This window comes from Cytobacillus sp. ABV4_503 (assembly GCF_056158445.1).
Genome location: NZ_JBSWTH010000001.1, coordinates 2,204,502 through 2,222,688 on the forward strand (window position 1 = coordinate 2,204,502; position 18,187 = coordinate 2,222,688).

An 18,187-nucleotide genomic window follows, 5' to 3' on the forward strand; every position below is an offset into this window, starting at 1 on the left:
GGAAAAAACGGGATATCATGCTGAATAGTTAGTTAGAAGTTGTTTCGGAACTGGCATCCGAAGGATTCAGAATCTATTTTTTATGAAAGGGCTGAGTAAAATGGATACGCAATATATGAAAGCTTATACAATTAAAGAGGTTTCGAAAATACTGAATGTGCCTCCTGGAACATTAAGGCAGTGGGAAAAGGATTTAAATGGACTTTTGCTGATCCCCCGGTCAAAACAGGGAGCCCGCTTTTATACAGACCATGAAATTGCATTGCTTGAAAAGGTGAAGCAGATGCGCGACAAAAATTTAAGCAAGGATATGATCCGTGAATTAATGCAGAAACATATGGACTTTGCTTCTGAAACCGGTTTAGAAGCAAATGAAACATCTTTGGCGGCTATAAATCAGGAAACAGGATTACATACAGAGCATCAGGCTGCAATGGACGCCGAACAGTTCATGGCATTGATGGATAGTTTCAGGGACAGTTTAATTGCAGATGTCAGAAATGAAATTCGCAGCGGCGTTCGAAAGGAAGTTTTAGACGAAGTGAAAAAAGAAATTAGCAAAGGATCATTGCATACTGTTAAAAGCCTGTCGGATTCGATCTATAAATCAGGAGAAAAAACGAAAGCAGAAATTGAATCACTTGGCGCAAGGATTGAGCAGTCTTCTGAGAATACTTCCGAAGCGTTCGGAACCCTATCAAAAAGGGTGGCGAAAAATACGAAACGCACTTCAGATCAAATTCATCATTTGACAAACAAGCTGGCAGAATCCTCGGAAGCATCTTCTGAAGAGTTCAAAACCATGATTCATTACATTTCATCTTCTGCAGAGGTGACCAGCACCGAAATCAGCTCGCTGATTGAAACGTTAAACACAGACAGAGAAATTTATATCGATACCATAAATAAAGAACGCGAACAATACTGGCATGAGGTAAAGCAGCGGGAGGAGGTTTTTCAGGATATGATTGTCTCATTCCGAAGCGCGGCTGCTGCACAGGAACCCGGGAAAAAATGGTGGGAGTTCTGGAAATAGGTTATGTGATTTATTTTTGTTGTGTGTCAATTAATTTATGTTCATTCATAAAAGAACCAGGAGAATATGTTCTTCTCCTGGTTTTAATTTTGCCTTCTATCTGATGCTTTTTGGTTTGGGTTTTAATAGAGGCCCATTTACTGGGAGCCTTCACATTCAATCTGATAATGAACCCGGATTAATGTTTTTCCCGTAAAAAATTTCGTCCATCTCCGTTGTGAGCCGCTCAGTGATCTCTTCAGCTTCCTGGGGATCAAGCTTGTCCTTCGTGTAACCAAATAAATAATTATCCAAATCAAAATCCCTTATTTTACATTTTGTGTGAAAAGTGTGTGCCTGATAAATATTCACGTCAATCATATCAAAATCTTCTTTTGCTTCTTCAGGAATATAATTTTGGATCGAACTAATATCATGGTCGATATAGAGTTTTTTCCCGTCCTTGTCCCGTGTAAATCCCCTGACTCTGTAGTCGATTGTCATGATATCCGTATCAAAGGAATGGATGAGGTAATTAAGGGCTTTTAGCGGGGAGATTTCTCCGCAGGTTGATACATCTATATCAGCCCGGAATGTGCTGATTCCTTCGTCCGGATGATATTCAGGATAGGTATGGACGGTAATATGGCTTTTATCGAGCTGCATGACTACATTATCAGGCAGCGGGCCAGGAGATTCATCATAAGATTCATCCGGGACTTCTACTACCGGTCCTTCAGATACCAGGACGGTCACACTTGCGCCTTGTGGCACATAATCCTGCTGTGCAACATTCAGGACATGGGCTCCAATAATGTCGGAAACATTCTTTAATATTTTTGTAAGCCGCTCCGCACTATATTCCTCATCAATATAGTCTATATAGGCTTCTCGCTCTTCCCTCGTCTTGGTGTAACAGACATCATACATATTAAAGCTGAGTGATTTCGTCAAATTATTAAAGCCATGGAGTTCAATTCTTTGTTCCGGTGTTAATTTCAACATTTCTTCCCCCTTTGCAGCAGCTATGCATCTGTTCATTTTTATAATTATGTTACCCAAACTATCCTTTTAAAAACAGAAAATATCTAATCGCGCAGCCAAAAGCGTTAGAGAAACTGCCAAACGGGGTAGAAAAATAAGGAAGGCATCAATGTTTTGCATTTCCGTATTTTTAAAACTTATAATGAATGGGCATACCTTTGATATGGGTAGAAAGGTATATGGGAGGAGATTTATTGAGGAAGTTTTTATTTATTTTTATCCTGTTAATTATCGGTTTTGCCTTTTCACAGCCAGATGGGAAATTGGCAGATGAATCTAATTCAGGAACTGTAATTGATAATATAAAATCTGAAATTCAGCTTTTAAAAGACAATGAAGATGTTCTAGCTATTTTAAGCGGTGTTATGGAAGAGGCACAAAGCTGGGCAGATGAATTCCTTCAGACATTCGGGCAATATACCGGCGAGAAAAATCAAGCTCCAGAGGATAAAGCCGAAAAGCCTGTTTTGGAAGCCCCTGATGAGCAAACCTTTTCTATTCATAATATAGAAATAGGCGATGATAAGACGGAAATCGAAAGCAAGCTCGGCCCCTCGAAACGTTCCTCCGCAAATGAATTTGGAACAGATTGGCATGCTTATCATGATCAATATCAAAATTTTGTAATGGTCGCTTATGACAAGCAAGAGAAAGCTGCAGGCATATATACAAATCAGGATTTGATTTCTTCATCAAAAGAGATTGCCTATGGAACGCCAAAGACTTCAGTTTTGCAGCAGCTTGGAGAGCCGCTGGACAAAATGAGAAAGGGCTTTGTCATCTATCAGCTTGAAAAGAATCGGGATTATGATCTATACGAAATGGATGGGAATTATGTAACCATATTCTATGATAAACATCGTGACAATACTGTAACTTCAATACAAATAATCAGTAAATCACTTGAGGAACAAAAAAATTCCTTTTATGCTGATGCCAGCAGCTCTCTTAAGGAAGGGTTTGAATATCAGCTTTTCGATATTACCAATGCCGAGAGAGTAAGTCACGGAGTGCCTGTTATGGAGTGGGATGATACTGTGAAGGAAACGGCGCGAAAGCACAGCAGCGACATGGCGGAAAACAATTACTTTGACCATACCAACCTGCAGGGCCTATCCCCTTTCGACAGAATGCAGGCGGATGAAGTTTCATTTATGGTCGCCGGGGAAAACCTTGCTTCCGGCCAATTCAGCAGTATCTTTGCTCATGAAGGATTAATGAACTCACTCGGCCACCGCAAAAATATTCTTCGTGCCGATTATGAATTTTTGGGTGTTGGCGTTGCTTTTAATTCAAAGTCACAGCCTTATTATACGGAAAATTTTTATGCCAAATAAAAGCTCCCGCTTCTGCAGGAGCTTTTTTCGTGGCTGTTCACCTTTATGTTCGTTCAGCCTAGTGTGAAAATGACGTATTTAACATTTCCCTCTTTTGTGCATACCATATATCATCCTATTTAAAATTAGGGAGATGAGGGTGACACAGATGGCAGTTGTGAAGGCACGTGAACAAGATATAGATTTGCTTGCCCGCCTCCTTCGTGCTGAAGCAGAAGGAGAAGGCCAGCAGGGCATGTTAATGGTAGGAAATGTGGGGATTAACAGAGTCAGGGGCAATTGTTCTGATTTTATAGGAATTCGTACTATTCCGGAAATGATTTATCAGCCGCATGCTTTTGAAGCAGTCCAGAAAGGCTATTTTTATCAGCGTCCAAGAGAAGTGGAAAGAAGACTCGCAAGGAGGGCTGTAAGAGGGGAACGGATTTGGCCAGCCAAATTTGCTCTATGGTATTTCAGGCCTCCTGGGGATTGTCCAGCTACATGGTATAACCAGCCTTTGGTTGGAAGATTTAAGCTTCATTGCTTTTATGAGCCTACAGCGGAAGAATGCGAGAACATTTACAATACATTTTAAGAAAAGCGGAAGCGCCTTGCCCAAAAAGGAACGCAGACTAAGAACGCCACGTCCTGTGGCAACGTCTGCATGACCCGCATCCTCCCAAAAGCTGCCGCTTTTGGTCGTGCGATGATTATGCTGACGAAGCCTTCCTTGTCCTGCGGGCCACAAGCACAAGTCGAGCCTCTCAGAAAGGCGTTCTTTGCTTTTTGGGAGGATTGTCCGAAATGTGGAGGCGACTGCCCAGGGACGACAGTCATAAGACGGTTCCTGTAAGAAGGTGTTTTTCCTTCTGAAAGGAACGGCTTATGACCCCGAGTCCCTAGGAGCCACAACAAGACAAGCTTGTGACCTCGAGGGGGTAGGCTGCTTGCGCTAGACAGTTATCGACGTTCAAAATTTTATACTTATCTTTTAAAAGAATCCCTGCCACTTATTTTTGGCGGGGATTTTTTCCTGAAGATTATATTTCGAGATCGATCAGAATGCCCTTTTTCACGTAGTCAATTATTTTCCCGGCTTCATTTAACACTCTTTTTCTCCCATAATGATCCTGCATCCATTGTTCCTTCCCTGTTGCACCATCATCAGAACATACAAGAGAATAGTGAATCCACTTCGGCATATACGTCAATAATGTCATGTGCAGCCTTCTCATGTGAAAAGGAGCCGTCACAATGATGATATTGGATATGTTCTCCAGACCGCACATCCGATCCATAACCAGCATAGAGGCAAGCACATTTTCTTTTGTATGAAGAGAGATATTCTCAATGAAAAGGTCTTTTGAAGGAATTCCGTATCCTATTGCTTTTTTCATTAACATTTCTGCTTCCGTCAATTCATCGCCAGGCCACTTTACACCGCCGGAGAAAAGTAATTTACTTGCCCTGCCCTCCTGATAGAGTCTGATGGCCTGAGGAAGTCGATATTTTGCTGCTTTGCTGCTTCCTGGCACAAAAATTAAATCCCCATTTTGCAGATTATCTTCAATCCCATAGTACAGCAGCTTGGATATATCATCCTCATTTAAATGACTGGGGCTGAATTCCGAGATTTTCACAAATCTCCCTCCTTTCGTTCCCAGCTTTTTAACTGCCTATATTATACTATTCATCAAGGACAAGAACTCTACTATATATGCCTAAAACATAAGAAAAAGCAGCGGAAATCCGCTGCTTTAGATTAGAATGTTTTGCCTTTGTCTTTTGCACGTGCAATAGCATCAGCTTTGATTTCTTCAGCTTTATCTGGCATAGCGTTGTGCCCTTCCACGAAAAGACCCTCGAATGAAGGAACACCGAAGAATTGCATTAATACGTTCAAATAGCGGTGACCCATTTCCATCTCTGCTGCAGGACCTTCTGAATAGATGCCTCCGCGCGCCTGGATGTGAATTGCTTTTTTATCAGTCAGTAATCCAATTGGACCTTCTGCCGTATACTTAAAAGTTTTGCCGGCTACTGCCACAGAATCAAGATACGCTTTCATTACTGGAGGGAATGAGAAGTTCCAAAGCGGTGTAACGAACACATATTTATCGGCTGCAACGAATTGTTCGCTTAATTCTGATAAGCGGCCTACTTTCGCCTTTTCATCTTCTGATAATTCCTCAAAACCTTTACCGGACTGAAGCTTACCCCATCCGCTGAATACATCCACATCAATTTGCGGGATATTTTCCTTGTATAAATCAACATGAACTACTTCATCATTTGGATTGGCTTCCTTGTAGGAATCAATAAAAGCCTTTCCTGCTGCCATGCTATATGACACCTTATCGTCATGTGGGTGTGCTGTAATATACAATACTTGAGCCATAATTCAATCACCTTTCCATTTTGAGTTGACATTTTAGTTTGAATCAGAAATAAAGTATGTATTCATCTGCAGTATGAACTTTTTTATTCTTAATCCGAGATAATCATATTCAAAATAAAATAGAATTTCAAGTCATCTGCTCATGCCTATTTTTATTACCCTTATTATTTGAAAATTAATCCACTGAAGATAAAAAAAAGACCCAATACGGGTCCTCAATTATTCTTGTTCTTCAGTTGAGTATGGATTAGTTCCGATATTTTTTCTCATATCGTCTGTCAGTTCAAAAGGAATGCTTGAGTTTGCTTTGTCATCTTTTTCATAGTTCATTTGCACGCTACCATCATAATGGAACGGTTTATTTTCCATGCCAAGGTCACCCCGAATAGTTTATTTTTATTTTATTATACACTGAAAAGGACCTATTTTATCAGAAAAATTCAAAAATTATATATTTATTTTCCTGCTTCTATTGTCCCCATGAAGCAGCCATTTTTATTCGGATTATCAAGAATTAAAAAAAGCATTATTCCCAATAGGAAATAATGCTCAAATTTCATCAAGGGGTCTTTTTCTTAATTTCCACCAGTTTAAGCCTGTTATCCTCAATTGATTTTACTTCAAAATGAAGGTGATGATAATCCAATGTTTCCCCTTCTGCAGGGAAATGGCCTAGTTCTTTCAATAAGAATCCGGCAAGAATATCCTCATCTTCAGGAATTTTTGTTTTAAAAGCTTCATTAATTCTCCGGATTGAGAGTTTCGCGTGTACAATAATATGATTTTCAGTCAATTCATCAATAAGGATCTCGCTGCCTTCATCCGTTTCATCCTCTATTTCCTGCCCCAGCATGGCTTCAAGAATATCTTCATGTGTAATGATCCCTTTTGTTCCGCCATATTCATCAAGAACAATGGCAAGATGTTTCCTTTCTTTCATCATCATTTTGAATACCTTGTCAATGCTATGAAATTCATATACAAACAAAGGCTCCAGGTCAGTAAAATCTTTTAAGGTTTTTGCAGGGTGACTGGACCAGGCCAGCAATACCTTTGAATGAAAAACTCCGACAATATTGTCCATATTGTCTTTATATACCGGATACCTAGTAAAACGGTTATTCATTACAATATCCTTTGCCTCTTCTATCGTCGCTTCAATAGGAATGCCTTCAATGTCCATTCGCGGGGTTTTCAGTGCGTCGCTGACATCTAAATTATAAAAATCAATGATCCCTTTAATTCGCTGTGTTTCTTCTTCATGGAAGGTCCCTTCGCTTGTAGCGATATCAACCATGGTAATGAGCTCTTCTTTTGAGACAGATACAGAATCTGCTTCATTTTTAGAAAGGAATTTTATGATGACTCTTGTGAACTTTGATATTAAAAATGTTACCGGCTTCAAGATAATCATAAGAACTCGAATTACCGGAAACACAAGATAGGCAATTTTGTCGGCAAAGCTTGCAGCAACTGATTTTGGCAGAACTTCTGCAAATAAGATAAGTGCTACAGTTAAAATCCCTGTCGCCACACCCACATTAAAGCCATAATCCAGCGCGATGATGGTAACCAGTGTCGGCAGCATGATATTTGCAATATTATTGCCGATTAATATAGAAGTAATCATCTCATCTGGTTTCGAAACAACCTCTAATATTCTTTGGGATTTTTTATCATTGTTATCAGCTCTGGATTTTAATTTCATTTTGTTAACAGCAGTCAATGCCGTTTCACTTCCCGATAGGAAAAAGGACATAAACATAAAAAACAAAATAGCAATAAACAAAGTTGGTTTCCTCCATTTTTATCAATACATTCATTCGTAATTGTTTTTACCCGATTTGCACAAGCAAAAACTGTGCCCGGCAAATTTGAATAATTATCCATTCATTATAAAGTAAATGAAAGCTTATCGAAAATAATAAGCATTTTCGATAGGCTGTTGTTGAACAAATATTCGTTTTATCAAAAAAAAAGCTGACTAAAAAGCGGTTCCAATTGGAATCGCTTTTGGTCTTATCTCGATTTTTGTGTGAATTTAAAGGAATGCTATAGTCATAACATGAACTTTTTCAGCACTTATAATACTTGTTCCTTTATAACTAATAATGCACCCACTGTCCGGAAATAACATTCCTGCAGCCTTTCAATTCTAAATAGACTGCCAGAAAAAGGATTCCATTTTCATTTTGTATCTTGTATAATTTATTTTAAGTTGAGTTTTTATTTATATTTAATGGCTCATTGTGGCCTTACCGTCGTCTTCACCGGTCTCAGTTACCTTCAGGATGGCGACGGCTCCTTTTTGTGCGTGGTTAAACTGGTGAGTCACAATTGGATAGCTGCCTGCCTTGGTAACTGTAAATTCGACTACTGCACCGCCGCTTGCAGGGAGCATAACCGTTTGGAGACCTTGATAGCGGTTATAAGGGTTGCCATCAATGTATACATTATCAAACACAGTACCAACTACATGGAAAGAGCTTACTTCATTTGGTCCTATATTATTAACATATATCCTCACCTTATCCCCTACTTTAGCCAGAAGCGGATTATCCTTAAGGGTGAACGTATCCCCATTAGTATTGGGGTCTCCTTCCTTTAAAGCTTTTGTGGAGAAAACCACATGACTGGGAACGCCGTTTGTAAAATCCTCCAGATCGTTGTACTTATACCACTCGTTTTGAATAATTGTATATTCCCTATCAATCTCTTTGTCAGTCGGATATCCGTCTTTGGGCTTTACAATTATAGTTCCGTGCATTCCATTTGCTATATGTGATAATACCGGTGTCGTACCGCAATGATACATAAACACGCCTGGTTTATTTGCAGGGTAACTGAATGTTCCCGTTTCATCAGGATGAACGTTGGAGAAATCTTTTGAAGGAGCTGCGTGTACAGCGTGAAAGTCCATGCTGTGCGGTATTGCAGGATCCATATTTTTTAAGGTGAAGTTGATTGTGTCCCCTTCATTGACGACAACTACAGGGCCTGGTGCTTCACCATTAAACGTCCATGCTTTATAGAATTTTCCTTTGTCGATTTCAACATTCGTGATTTGGGAAGTCATTTCCACATTTACTTCATTCGGTCCGACTCTATCAATTTTCAATGGGATGGGTTCCTGATTTAAGTTTTTATGCGGAGCGATTGCCTCGGGCTGAGCTGTTTCTGCCGCCAGAACCTTTTCCTCAGGCTGAAGGGAACTTTCCAGTGCTGCCCCTGGCTGCATCCCGTTATTAACCCTAAGCCAATAGCCGAAGTAAGCAGATATTTTACTCCTTTTTTCATCTTGATTTCCTCCTTATACTCGATTGGTATATCTGCTTTTATCATATGGTAAATATGGACTGAATTTGGTGATTTTTCTCACAAGGCATTGAAATTCTGTGAAGAGTTTGTGAATTAGTGATCAACATTTTAATATTAAAAAGGATAGAAGTGTTATTGCTTTGAACAGCGATTATGATGCTATAATCGCCTGGTATTTCAATCATGCCGACGATATAAGTGCATTTCAGCTAATTAATTGACACTTTACATCTATATTACTTTGTAAAAAATTGTTCCTATCTATCATAAATGGTTTATAATCATTAAATGGAGTTTAGTTGCATCAGATGGATAAAAGGAGAATTAATTAGAAGATGGATTTTATTATGATATTAAAAGCGATTATTTTGGGATTTGTTGAAGGAATGACTGAGTTTGCTCCTGTGTCCTCTACAGGACATATGATTATTGTGGATGATATGTGGCTCAATACAAAAGAGTTTTTATCAAAATATGAAGCTAATACTTTTAAAGTCGTCATTCAGCTCGGTTCCATTTTAGCGGTTGTAATTATTTTTAAGGAACGGTTCATTGAAATGCTCGGTCTTGGGAGAAGAAACAAAAACACTGAAGAAAAACAAAGCCGTCTGAAATTGTCTCAAGTGATTGTAGGGTTAATTCCTGCCGGGATACTTGGCGTTTTGTTTGAGGATTATATTGATGAACACCTGTTTTCAACTGAGACGGTTTTGATTGGTTTGGTGATTGGTGCATTTCTGATGATTTTTGCTGATATTTTTGGAGGCAAAAACCCGAAAACCGTTTCAGTCGATCAAATCACTTATAAACAGGCTTTATCTATTGGATTGATTCAGTGCTTCTCACTTTGGCCAGGGTTCTCCCGTTCAGGTTCAACCATTTCAGGAGGCGTCCTGCTTGGCCTGTCACACCGGGCTGCAGCTGATTTTACTTTTATCATGGCTGTGCCCATCATGGCTGGCGCGAGTTTTCTATCATTAATAAAAAATCTCGAGTATTTTTCAGTCGATGCGCTTCCTTTCTTTATTGCAGGCTTTATCAGTGCATTTGTGTTTGCCTTGATTTCGATCCGCTTCTTTTTGAAGATGATCAATAAAGTTAAACTTATTCCTTTTGCTATTTACAGGATTGTACTTGCAGGGGTTATATATTTCATTTTTCTATAAACAATGAACCCGGGCCTTTGTGGTCCGGGTTTTCTTTTGGTTAATTGTCCGAAGTCAGGGCAAATTCGGACTCTCACACTGGGATTTCGCCTCTTTCTGTCCGAAGTCGCGGCAGGTTCGGACTCTATGAGCGTCATGTCATTTTCTCCTGTCCGAACCAATTGCATATTATTAAAATAAATTTTTAAAGAAGCTGAAAATCACCCTCGGAATCCACAGTACGGTACGAATAAGTAAGGAGATCATAATGGAATCCATAAATTCATTAAATATTTCCCGCAGCAGCCCTGTTTTTCGTTTATCTCTTTTCTTGATGGAGTTTCCCGCCTTCCTATTCTTGATCCGCTTTATTTTTCACATCGTCTACAATGCGTTCAGCTGCTTTTCGATATAAGTTGCTCATGTGAACGAGTGAAGTGGCCAGCAGGACTTTTTCAAGCTGGGCTGACTGATCTTCATTTAGCTCTTTTGCTTCCTCTGCAGCCCTGGATGCCTGATTTTCCAGATCACTCCTAAATGCGTCGACATTCAGTTTAGTTAAATCGAGGTAAAGCTGATAAAAATGGTCCAGGTCCATCCTTCCTTCTGCTGTTCGTGTGTTGACGCCATTTAACAGGCTTTTTATATCGTTTATGGACAGTGCGCCTTTAAGCTGATAAATAAAAGCAATTAAAATAAGGTGCTCCTTTGAATATTTTTTATTTTTGACAGGAAAGAACAATTTCCCTTTTGCATAGTTATTTATCATTGTCTTTGTCAGCACTTTTTCCTCTTCGTTTCTCGTCGTGCTGCCAAAAGAATTTTCAAATAGCTGGATCACCTGATCCATATATAAGTCTATCTGCGGGATATCTTCCAATTGAATCTGATTATCCGCAATGAGTTTTTCCGTTTCCATATTCATCCCTCAAATCTTCACCTGATATTACATAAATTCTACTTAAAAAAGCGCAAGTTGTAAATATTGACTAGATGATGTTTTATATATATTATATTAAGTAGTTATTAAAACTACATAAAAGAACATTAGGAGGAGATATTATGAATTCATACATCCGGGAGCCCATAAACGGACTGACCCATTTGGCAGGAGCGATATTATCCTTTGCCGGATTGCTTGCCATGGTTATTAAAGCCTCACTGACCACATCGTCACCGCTTGCCATTGCTGCTGTTGCTATTTTTGGAATCAGTTTAATGCTGCTCTATTCAGCATCAGCTACCTATCATATGGTGATAGCCAAAGATAAAGTCATTGCCTTTTTAAGAAAGCTTGATCATTCCATGATTTATGTATTGATTGCAGGTTCCTATACACCTTTTTGCCTTATAACATTAAATGGTGTGACCGGCTGGGTTCTGTTTTCCATTGTTTCTGCTGTTGCTTTATCAGGGATACTGTTTAAAATGATCTGGTTCAGCTGCCCCGCTGGCTGTCAACAGCTTTATACATTGCAATGGGGTGGATTATTGTTTTTGCTTTTTCGCCTCTTTCTGAGTCTTTAAGCAGTACTGGTGTAATGCTTCTTTTACTTGGAGGCATCCTATACACGATCGGCGGAGTGATTTATGCGATTAAACCAAAATTCCTGGAGTTTAAACATTTGGGTTTTCATGAGATTTTTCATATTTTCATTATGATGGGAAGCATGGCACACTTTCTTTGTGTATTCATGTATGTGATTTGACAGATAGTTAAAAAAGCGGACACCCCTCATGTCCGCTTTTTTTATTAGCTGCCTTCTGCATCCTTCAGAACAGCTTCTAATTTCTGATCAGAAAATCTGACCATGTTTTTGTAGATGTTCATGATAGATTCAGCATAATTAGTACCAGGTACAGCCCATTTCCCATTCAGTTCCTTCCAAAGCTTCGCCGAACCTCTTTTCACAAGGCTGAAACGCGGATCGGCCAGTGGATATTTAGAAGGCAGAGGCTGTGTGGAAGCATAGGCATATAAATGCTGAATATGTCCCAAAACTCCTTCCTCCTGTGTGGAAAAGCTTGCTCCTGCGGCTCCATTCCCTGTTGCGCCAATTCCGGCAAAATTATTCTGGCCAGGCTTTACATCACCGGTAAAGCGCAAATAGTTGGTTTCATGCATGGCCTGTGCGAAAGCTACATCCCCTCTGATACCATAATATTCTCCGATAGCCGAATAGAATGAACCTAAATTGGCGGCGTTTGGATTAAACTGTTTTGCATATTGATTCATATGCTCTGGTGACAAATGGGTTACTCCCAGAATGGAATAACCTTTTGGTTCAGAAGGCACTGCCGGCGGGGCGTCTGACAGTATATAGGCATCTGCTATTCCTGCTTTCTTTACTGCTTCCAGTTGTTTTTCTGCATTTTCCTTCGTACTGAAAGCACCGGCCTGTACCCTGTACCAGACCGTGCCTGAAATTTCAGCAATAGCAATAACTGATTCAATGCTTTTATTTTTTAGAGCGGCAGCCATTTCCTCAGCATTCTTTCTATTTGTAAAAGAACCGGCTATCACTCTGTATAAATTACTGGGATCGACTGGTTTTGGCGGATGCGGCGGGACTGCCGGTTTGGCTTTAAGGCTAAAGGCTTTTGCCATTCCATTAACATGTCCCTGTGCCACTCTTTGTCTCCACAGCGGATCTTTCATTAAAGCGGCATCTGCAGAATTATCAATAAACCCATTTTCTGTTAATAGGGCTGGCATGGCAGATTCACGCAGGACATGAAAGTCAGCTTTCTTCTTGCCTCTATCGATGAGCTGATTCAGTTTTGTGACTTCAGCATGGATAATATTCTGATAGCTGGCTGTTTGGGAAGTGCTTCCAAGGCTGTTATGAATAAAATCTTCATACCCCTTCGCTGCACCATTCGCGGCATTACAGTGTATGGAGAGGTAAAAATCCGCCCCCCAGCTATTGGCTTCAGATGTCCTTTGGCTCAAACTTTTAGTCGTATCATTTTCACGGCTCATTTTAACTTCTATATCCTGATAGATGGTCAATAAGATATTTTTTATATTTTTTGCGATATCAAGTGCAATATCTTTCTCTCTTATTCCGTTTCCCTGAGCTCCTGGATCAGTGCCTCCGTGTCCAGGATCTAAATAAAGCTTCATGGTCCTCACTCCTTTTTAATTAAATGCTATATCAAAGTTTTGGAGCTTCCCAGTTCATTATAAATCAATTTAACTCAGCAAGTACTTGCTTGTAATATTGTATGTTTGACAACAAAAATGGCTTGTACACGTGACCAGGCAATTTTGATTCTTATAGCTGGAAACACAAAAAATTGGCTTTTATTGGCGAGATTCTAACCCGATAGCTACCTGCAGCATGTTTTCATGATAATAAGAAGCACGGCTCATTTTCTTCGTGAGATATGTAAATTCAGTGAAAAATATAAAGCAAGCCAAGTTTAGGCTTGCTTTTCTGGCCAGTTCAATTTGCTTTGTGAAAATGTGAAGTATGATACGGGTTTATATCAGGGGTGAGAAACGATAGCCTCAAATTGCCCCTCGAACGAGTACTTTGTTATTTGGGCCGGCAGGATAAGGTGGTCGCCTTTTTTCAGATTGTATCGATTTTTTCTTATGATTAAACTCCCTGTCCCGTTTATTATACTGATTAGTATAAATGGCACTGCTTTTTTCATCGCAGCATTCTCTTGTATCTCCCATTTGCTTACAGTGAAGTTTTCAGTTTCCAAGTACTTTATAAACCGATTTCTGCCCTTCTTTACATACTCTGGCTGAAGTTTTGGCAAATAATGAGGCACTGTCGCCACTTCAATAGCCTGTCTTAAATGAAGTTCGCGTTTCTTTCCATTGCTGTCTATTCTGTCGTAATCGTATAGTCTATAAGTGGTATCCGAACTTTGCTGAATCTCCAGAATAAGAGTCCCTTGCCCTAGTGCATGAACGGTCCCGCTGGGTACGAATATAAAATCCCCTTTCTTGATTTGGATTTTATTCAGAAGTTTTCCCCATTCCTTTTTTTCGATTAAACTTGTTAGTTCTTCTTTAGTTTTTGCATTATGACCTAAAATGATATGAGCATTCTCTTTACAGTCCAGGACGTACCAGCATTCATTTTTACCAAACATATCTGTCCCATGCTTTTGTGCATATTCGTCATCAGGATGAACTTGAACAGATAAATCTGAATTGGCATCAAGCAATTTTACCAGAAGCGGAAAATTTTGTGCAGGATGGTTTCCAAATAATTCTCGATTATCTGTCCAAAGTTCACTAAGCTTCTTCCCAATAAACTTTCCGGATAAAACTGTGCTATCGCCATTTGCATGTCCAGATATTGCCCAGCATTCACCTGTCTTTTCAGAATTAATATTATAGCCAAATATATTTTTAAGAGCTGTACCTCCCCAGATCCTTTCTTGGAAAACAGGCTCTAAAAATATTGGCTGTTCCACAAAGTCCCTCCTAAATTAGTCTTATGTACTTTTAATATATGTTTTTTAATAATAAAGGACTGGACATGTTATTCAGATTTTTATAACTCCATTATTTAAATTTTTATTCAAAAGCTACAGTAATAGAAATTCATCAACAAACTTTTTTCACTCTTAATAGGCTAGATTCTCACTCGATATTTTCATTCCAGCCGTATGCTAATGATGAAGATAATTTTTAGGGGAGTGAGAAATTCATGGGTATGTGCGGCAAGAAATATCTTAAGGATCATGACAAGCACGATGACTTCTGCGAGGTACATGAACACGACTGCGATTGCCACTGGAAATCAGAGAAAAATAGTGATAATTTTAAATTCCATCACAATTTTCATAAAAATTGTGTAGAAGATGTTCTGGAAGCTATTGATAAAGCTCAGAAAAAGGTGAAAAATGAGGATGATTGCAAGACATCCTGTAAGGATTCCATTGATAGGCTCATGGGAGGATCCAAAAAGCCGAAGAAAAATACGATCCCATTTATCCTCTATTGTGGAGACTGTGAACCATTTAAGGCCACCGGCGTGACGACATTTACTCATCACTCAAAGGAGAAAAAGTTTGCATGCATTACGTCTTTTATTTTTAAAATAAAAGAATTTGATGGTAAATGCGCAGTTCTGGAATTATTAACGTTCAAGCAATGCAAATCATCAAGAGATCCATTTAAACACGCTTCAAAGGATTTTTGCTCTCCTTGCAGCCAAATAGATTTTGAAAATATTGAAGATCTAATTGGTACAGGTATTTGTATCAACGTGGATCTCTCATGCTTCTGTGCCGTTACTTGCCTGCCTGCTGTCCGCATTTAGAGCCTTGTAAGTGATTTTCTTGAAATGAAATTAGAAGTTAATAATTCAAACAAAAAAGGTGTACCTCATTAGGTGCACCTTTTTACCTTTATCCCCCAAATGCCTCAAGAACGTTGACTACTTCATTAAAATCCAAATCCGCTTTTTCTGTTTGTTTATTAAGTGGATAATCCTGCTTTTCTTTAATATTTAAAGTAATGGATCCGCCCTCTATCAGCCTCTTCAATTCCGCTATTTCAGCTAAAATTACCTCACTGCTGCTGCCTGCTGCTTTAGGATGCAGATAGTTATGAAGTGCCGATAAAAGCAGATGCATTAAAGTCTGATTAGCTGCATGGTATTTTATCTGCTCCTCCACTTTTGCGGATACAGAGATATTGTTTCCAGTTTTCACATCAATGAAGGATTCGGAAATCGTTATAGCTGTTTTATTAAGATAATCCGTATATGTTTTGGACATTAGCGTCATCCCTAACTCTTAACGGAAATGGCAGTGCTATTTCCTTTTTCCTTTTTAATTTGATTCATTTTTGCCAAAATCATCAAACCTTGAACATTAAGCTTTTCCATCCCCTCTGGAAACATCAGCTCAATTGGACGGCCTCTCTCGGACCATCTGACTGCAGCTTCGAGAATCTGCTTTTGTGCCAACTTGGCCGCTCCACCGACTGCAATATACCGGACTGCCCCTTTAATCTCTCTCGAACTGCTCCGCACCCGGTCAAAATGCTCCAAGTATTTTACCGCCATTGATTTTAGCTGCGGAATAATATATTTGCTGATATCTTTTCTTACTCCCGCAAACGGCTCCACATACCATTCCGAGATCCCCGCTGCCAATTTCTCCTCTAGCTCTGCTCGTGAATCGAAGCGATACAGCTCATTTTTGCTTACCTTTTGAATGATATGGTCAAGAAACTGATTAATGCCAAACGGTTCACCTTCTATAGAAGCAACTGGTTTATTATTCTTTATTCCTACAAAATCCACAGAATCTCCACCAAGATCTCCAATAATAATTCCTTTTTCTGATTCTTTAACAAGTTCATGATTTGTTATTCCCAGAGTTTCCTGGTCCCGGGTTAAACCAAGGTAGGCACAGGCTCCTTCTGCCCCGATAATAACATCATTAATGTTAAGCTTGACTTCGAGCTCTTTTGGTTCACTCAATCCTGGCACCTTGTGGAAAATTATTGTATGAGAACCAATTAATTTCTCTTTCAGCTTTGATTTACGCTCCTTATACTGTGTTGTCGGTAAAGAAACAGCTAATTGATCGATAGAATAGGTGATTTCTAATTCATCAGACTTCTGAAGGGCTGCATGATAAGCTGCTAATCCAAAAAGCAAAATATACGTTCGGTCCTCATCAACTTTTTGATTATTAAATGAAGTTAAACTAACATCCTTTTGTCTGGCAGCTCCCATTCCAATATAAAAGATTTCTCTTTTTTCTTTAACAGCTCTGCTTTTTACTTCAACGATCAAATTCTCCTCAAAGATAATATCCTCATCGTCATATGGTTTTTCATAAAACTCGCTGTCAAAAAGTGCAATTGCATTTGGAAGCTGGTACTCGGATATCATTCCGCTATCAGAGGCCATCGCTTTATACCAACTGTTCCCTATATCAACCGCCAGAAAATTTCGTCTATCCATTTTCCCTCACTCCTCCTTTAGAATCTTATGCGGGATAGGAGTCCAGTTGTGCCCGTCTTTTCTTATTAAAATTTTTACATATTGGGTTATAAAGGCTCCTTTTTCTATTAGGGCAGGTGCCTATACATAGTCATTTAACACGCATAGTATGCTATATCTTGACTTCAGGAGGCCCCAAAATGTCTGAATCGCATAAAGATAAACATGAGAATGAATGCAAAGCGATTACTCATAATTGTGAATGTGAAAGCTGCATCGAACATCATCCGCATGTCAGCATTGGTAAAATCGTTACAAAGGTACCTGTAGTGCTGGCTGAACTTACCTTACAAATAAATATAGATGCCTTAATAACATTTCCAGAGCCAGTTCTGGAAATAAAGGACATTAAGAAAACAGTTAAATTAACACAATGCAGACTATTATTACCTACAAACAAATTATTTATTAAAGGCTTTGTCCGGAAGAACATTCAATATGCGAGCCCATGCCCGGACATTGAAATGCACTCAGGTAAAAGCATTGCTTCTGATTTGCATTCATACACTGTGGATGTACCCTTCCAATGTGTGAGTGAAATTAAAAAATTCTTAACAAAGCCTGAAATGCCGGAAATGAACAATAGAAAGGAATTTGACTTTCTTATCTCTAAACCTTTGCCTTCAGGCCATCCCGAGAAGGATGAGCTGCAGACAAAGGATCTTTCCCAGTTCCACCAGGAAAGCACCCAGCATTATAACGAGCTTCCGTTTTGTGAACTAATATCCAGCAGAATAATAGAATGGGATGAAGCCATCGACCGGTCTCCACTTCCCAACTGCACTCCGTTGGGAGAAGGAATTTTTACAAAGGTTGAGGAAAAAATGGTCTTGGATATAACATTGAAGGTACTGCAAAAACAGCAGATCCGCGTATCTTCCACAACAAATGATGATGATTGTTTTCATCACTGTGATTAACGCTCAAAAAATCACTAACTTGAAGGTAAGGAGGGGATT

General features: G+C 39.2%; 17 protein-coding genes and 1 pseudogene. 7 read left to right on the forward strand and 11 right to left on the reverse strand.

The window, feature by feature from the left end; genetic code table 11:
- The first annotated feature begins 100 nt into the window (after positions 1-100).
- Positions 101-1,036, forward strand: coding sequence for a MerR family transcriptional regulator (locus ACXAD1_RS11105; protein ID WP_370222616.1), 936 nt, complete (start codon positions 101-103; stop codon positions 1,034-1,036).
- A gap of 156 nt (positions 1,037-1,192) precedes the next feature.
- Here ACXAD1_RS11105 and speD read toward each other — a convergent pair whose 3' ends face one another.
- Positions 1,193-2,017: an adenosylmethionine decarboxylase gene (gene speD, locus ACXAD1_RS11110; protein ID WP_206839921.1), complete on the reverse strand. Its 825-nt coding sequence runs from the start codon at positions 2,015-2,017 to the stop codon at positions 1,193-1,195.
- A gap of 236 nt (positions 2,018-2,253) precedes the next feature.
- Here speD and ACXAD1_RS11115 point away from each other — a divergent pair, with 236 nt between their 5' ends.
- Positions 2,254-3,396 carry a CAP domain-containing protein gene (locus tag ACXAD1_RS11115; RefSeq protein ID WP_370222615.1) on the forward strand — a complete coding sequence of 381 codons (1,143 nt, stop codon included), beginning with the start codon at positions 2,254-2,256 and terminating at the stop codon, positions 3,394-3,396.
- A 148-nt stretch (positions 3,397-3,544) separates the two neighbouring features.
- Complete coding sequence (locus tag ACXAD1_RS11120; RefSeq protein WP_019379782.1) at positions 3,545-3,973, forward strand: cell wall hydrolase; 429 nt, start codon at positions 3,545-3,547, stop codon at positions 3,971-3,973.
- A gap of 445 nt (positions 3,974-4,418) precedes the next feature.
- On the opposite strand, the gene ACXAD1_RS11125 is transcribed toward ACXAD1_RS11120, so the two are convergent.
- The 5 genes from ACXAD1_RS11125 to ACXAD1_RS11145 all read right to left on the reverse strand — a co-directional run bounded on the left by ACXAD1_RS11125 (position 4,419) and on the right by ACXAD1_RS11145 (position 9,014).
- Positions 4,419-5,018, reverse strand: a complete 600-nt coding sequence (locus ACXAD1_RS11125) for a YdcF family protein (protein ID WP_370222614.1) — start codon at positions 5,016-5,018, stop codon at positions 4,419-4,421.
- A gap of 122 nt (positions 5,019-5,140) precedes the next feature.
- Positions 5,141-5,776 (reverse strand): FMN-dependent NADH-azoreductase, encoded by a 636-nt coding sequence (locus ACXAD1_RS11130; RefSeq protein ID WP_206839645.1) that lies wholly within the window; start codon positions 5,774-5,776, stop codon positions 5,141-5,143.
- A 219-nt stretch (positions 5,777-5,995) separates the two neighbouring features.
- A complete protein-coding gene (locus tag ACXAD1_RS11135; RefSeq protein ID WP_370222612.1) occupies positions 5,996-6,145 on the reverse strand; it encodes a hypothetical protein in 150 nt (49 codons plus the stop codon).
- A 190-nt stretch (positions 6,146-6,335) separates the two neighbouring features.
- Positions 6,336-7,565, reverse strand: coding sequence for a CNNM domain-containing protein (locus tag ACXAD1_RS11140; RefSeq protein ID WP_474910036.1), 1,230 nt, complete (start codon positions 7,563-7,565; stop codon positions 6,336-6,338).
- 447 nt (positions 7,566-8,012) lie between these two features.
- Complete coding sequence (locus tag ACXAD1_RS11145) at positions 8,013-9,014, reverse strand: multicopper oxidase domain-containing protein (RefSeq protein ID WP_474910037.1); 1,002 nt, start codon at positions 9,012-9,014, stop codon at positions 8,013-8,015.
- Positions 9,015-9,429: 415 nt separating this feature from the next.
- On the opposite strand from ACXAD1_RS11145, the gene ACXAD1_RS11150 reads away from it, so the two are divergent.
- Positions 9,430-10,260 carry an undecaprenyl-diphosphate phosphatase gene (locus ACXAD1_RS11150; RefSeq protein ID WP_370222608.1) on the forward strand — a complete coding sequence of 277 codons (831 nt, stop codon included), beginning with the start codon at positions 9,430-9,432 and terminating at the stop codon, positions 10,258-10,260.
- Positions 10,261-10,591: 331 nt separating this feature from the next.
- On the opposite strand, the gene ACXAD1_RS11155 is transcribed toward ACXAD1_RS11150, so the two are convergent.
- The gene (locus ACXAD1_RS11155; protein WP_206839919.1) at positions 10,592-11,158 is read right to left on the reverse strand and encodes a DUF1836 domain-containing protein; all 567 of its coding nucleotides are present in this window, start codon (positions 11,156-11,158) and stop codon (positions 10,592-10,594) included.
- Positions 11,159-11,301: 143 nt separating this feature from the next.
- On the opposite strand from ACXAD1_RS11155, the pseudogene trhA reads away from it, so the two are divergent.
- A pseudogene (gene trhA, locus ACXAD1_RS11160) lies at positions 11,302-11,948 on the forward strand (PAQR family membrane homeostasis protein TrhA).
- A gap of 44 nt (positions 11,949-11,992) precedes the next feature.
- On the opposite strand, the gene ACXAD1_RS11165 reads toward trhA, so the two are convergent.
- Together ACXAD1_RS11165 and manA are read right to left on the reverse strand one after the other, a co-directional pair.
- Positions 11,993-13,366 carry an N-acetylmuramoyl-L-alanine amidase gene (locus tag ACXAD1_RS11165; protein WP_474910038.1) on the reverse strand — a complete coding sequence of 458 codons (1,374 nt, stop codon included), beginning with the start codon at positions 13,364-13,366 and terminating at the stop codon, positions 11,993-11,995.
- A gap of 365 nt (positions 13,367-13,731) precedes the next feature.
- Entirely contained in the window at positions 13,732-14,679 is a 948-nt protein-coding gene (gene manA / locus ACXAD1_RS11170) for a mannose-6-phosphate isomerase, class I (protein WP_206839635.1), read from the reverse strand.
- Between the two features lie 242 nt (positions 14,680-14,921).
- On the opposite strand from manA, the gene ACXAD1_RS11175 reads away from it, so the two are divergent.
- The gene (locus ACXAD1_RS11175) at positions 14,922-15,530 is read left to right on the forward strand and encodes a CotY/CotZ family spore coat protein (RefSeq protein WP_474910039.1); all 609 of its coding nucleotides are present in this window, start codon (positions 14,922-14,924) and stop codon (positions 15,528-15,530) included.
- Between the two features lie 88 nt (positions 15,531-15,618).
- Here the strand turns inward: ACXAD1_RS11175 and ACXAD1_RS11180 are convergent, their stop codons facing one another.
- Positions 15,619-15,990, reverse strand: coding sequence for a hypothetical protein (locus tag ACXAD1_RS11180; RefSeq protein WP_206839633.1), 372 nt, complete (start codon positions 15,988-15,990; stop codon positions 15,619-15,621).
- 11 nt (positions 15,991-16,001) lie between these two features.
- Positions 16,002-17,189: a ParM/StbA family protein gene (locus ACXAD1_RS11185; RefSeq protein ID WP_206839632.1), complete on the reverse strand. Its 1,188-nt coding sequence runs from the start codon at positions 17,187-17,189 to the stop codon at positions 16,002-16,004.
- Positions 17,190-17,368: 179 nt separating this feature from the next.
- Between ACXAD1_RS11185 and ACXAD1_RS11190 the strand changes: the two genes are divergently transcribed.
- Positions 17,369-18,148 carry a CsxC family protein gene (locus ACXAD1_RS11190; RefSeq protein WP_206839630.1) on the forward strand — a complete coding sequence of 260 codons (780 nt, stop codon included), beginning with the start codon at positions 17,369-17,371 and terminating at the stop codon, positions 18,146-18,148.
- Positions 18,149-18,187 lie beyond the last annotated feature (39 nt).

Excerpts from the sequence above, each read along its gene's own strand:
- ACXAD1_RS11105 (WP_370222616.1), top strand. The coding sequence starts at position 101 with ATGGATACGCAATATATGAAAGCTTATACAATTAAAGAGGTTTCGAAA.
- ACXAD1_RS11120 (WP_019379782.1), top strand. The coding sequence starts at position 3,545 with ATGGCAGTTGTGAAGGCACGTGAACAAGATATAGATTTGCTTGCCCGC.
- ACXAD1_RS11130 (WP_206839645.1), bottom strand. The coding sequence starts at position 5,776 with ATGGCTCAAGTATTGTATATTACAGCACACCCACATGACGATAAGGTG.
- ACXAD1_RS11135 (WP_370222612.1), bottom strand. The coding sequence starts at position 6,145 with ATGGAAAATAAACCGTTCCATTATGATGGTAGCGTGCAAATGAACTAT.
- ACXAD1_RS11145 (WP_474910037.1), bottom strand. The coding sequence starts at position 9,014 with ATGCAGCCAGGGGCAGCACTGGAAAGTTCCCTTCAGCCTGAGGAAAAG.
- ACXAD1_RS11150 (WP_370222608.1), top strand. The coding sequence starts at position 9,430 with ATGGATTTTATTATGATATTAAAAGCGATTATTTTGGGATTTGTTGAA.
- ACXAD1_RS11155 (WP_206839919.1), bottom strand. The coding sequence starts at position 11,158 with ATGGAAACGGAAAAACTCATTGCGGATAATCAGATTCAATTGGAAGAT.
- ACXAD1_RS11165 (WP_474910038.1), bottom strand. The coding sequence starts at position 13,366 with ATGAAGCTTTATTTAGATCCTGGACACGGAGGCACTGATCCAGGAGCT.
- ACXAD1_RS11175 (WP_474910039.1), top strand. The coding sequence starts at position 14,922 with ATGTGCGGCAAGAAATATCTTAAGGATCATGACAAGCACGATGACTTC.
- ACXAD1_RS11180 (WP_206839633.1), bottom strand. The coding sequence starts at position 15,990 with ATGTCCAAAACATATACGGATTATCTTAATAAAACAGCTATAACGATT.
- ACXAD1_RS11185 (WP_206839632.1), bottom strand. The coding sequence starts at position 17,189 with ATGGATAGACGAAATTTTCTGGCGGTTGATATAGGGAACAGTTGGTAT.
- ACXAD1_RS11190 (WP_206839630.1), top strand. The coding sequence starts at position 17,369 with ATGTCTGAATCGCATAAAGATAAACATGAGAATGAATGCAAAGCGATT.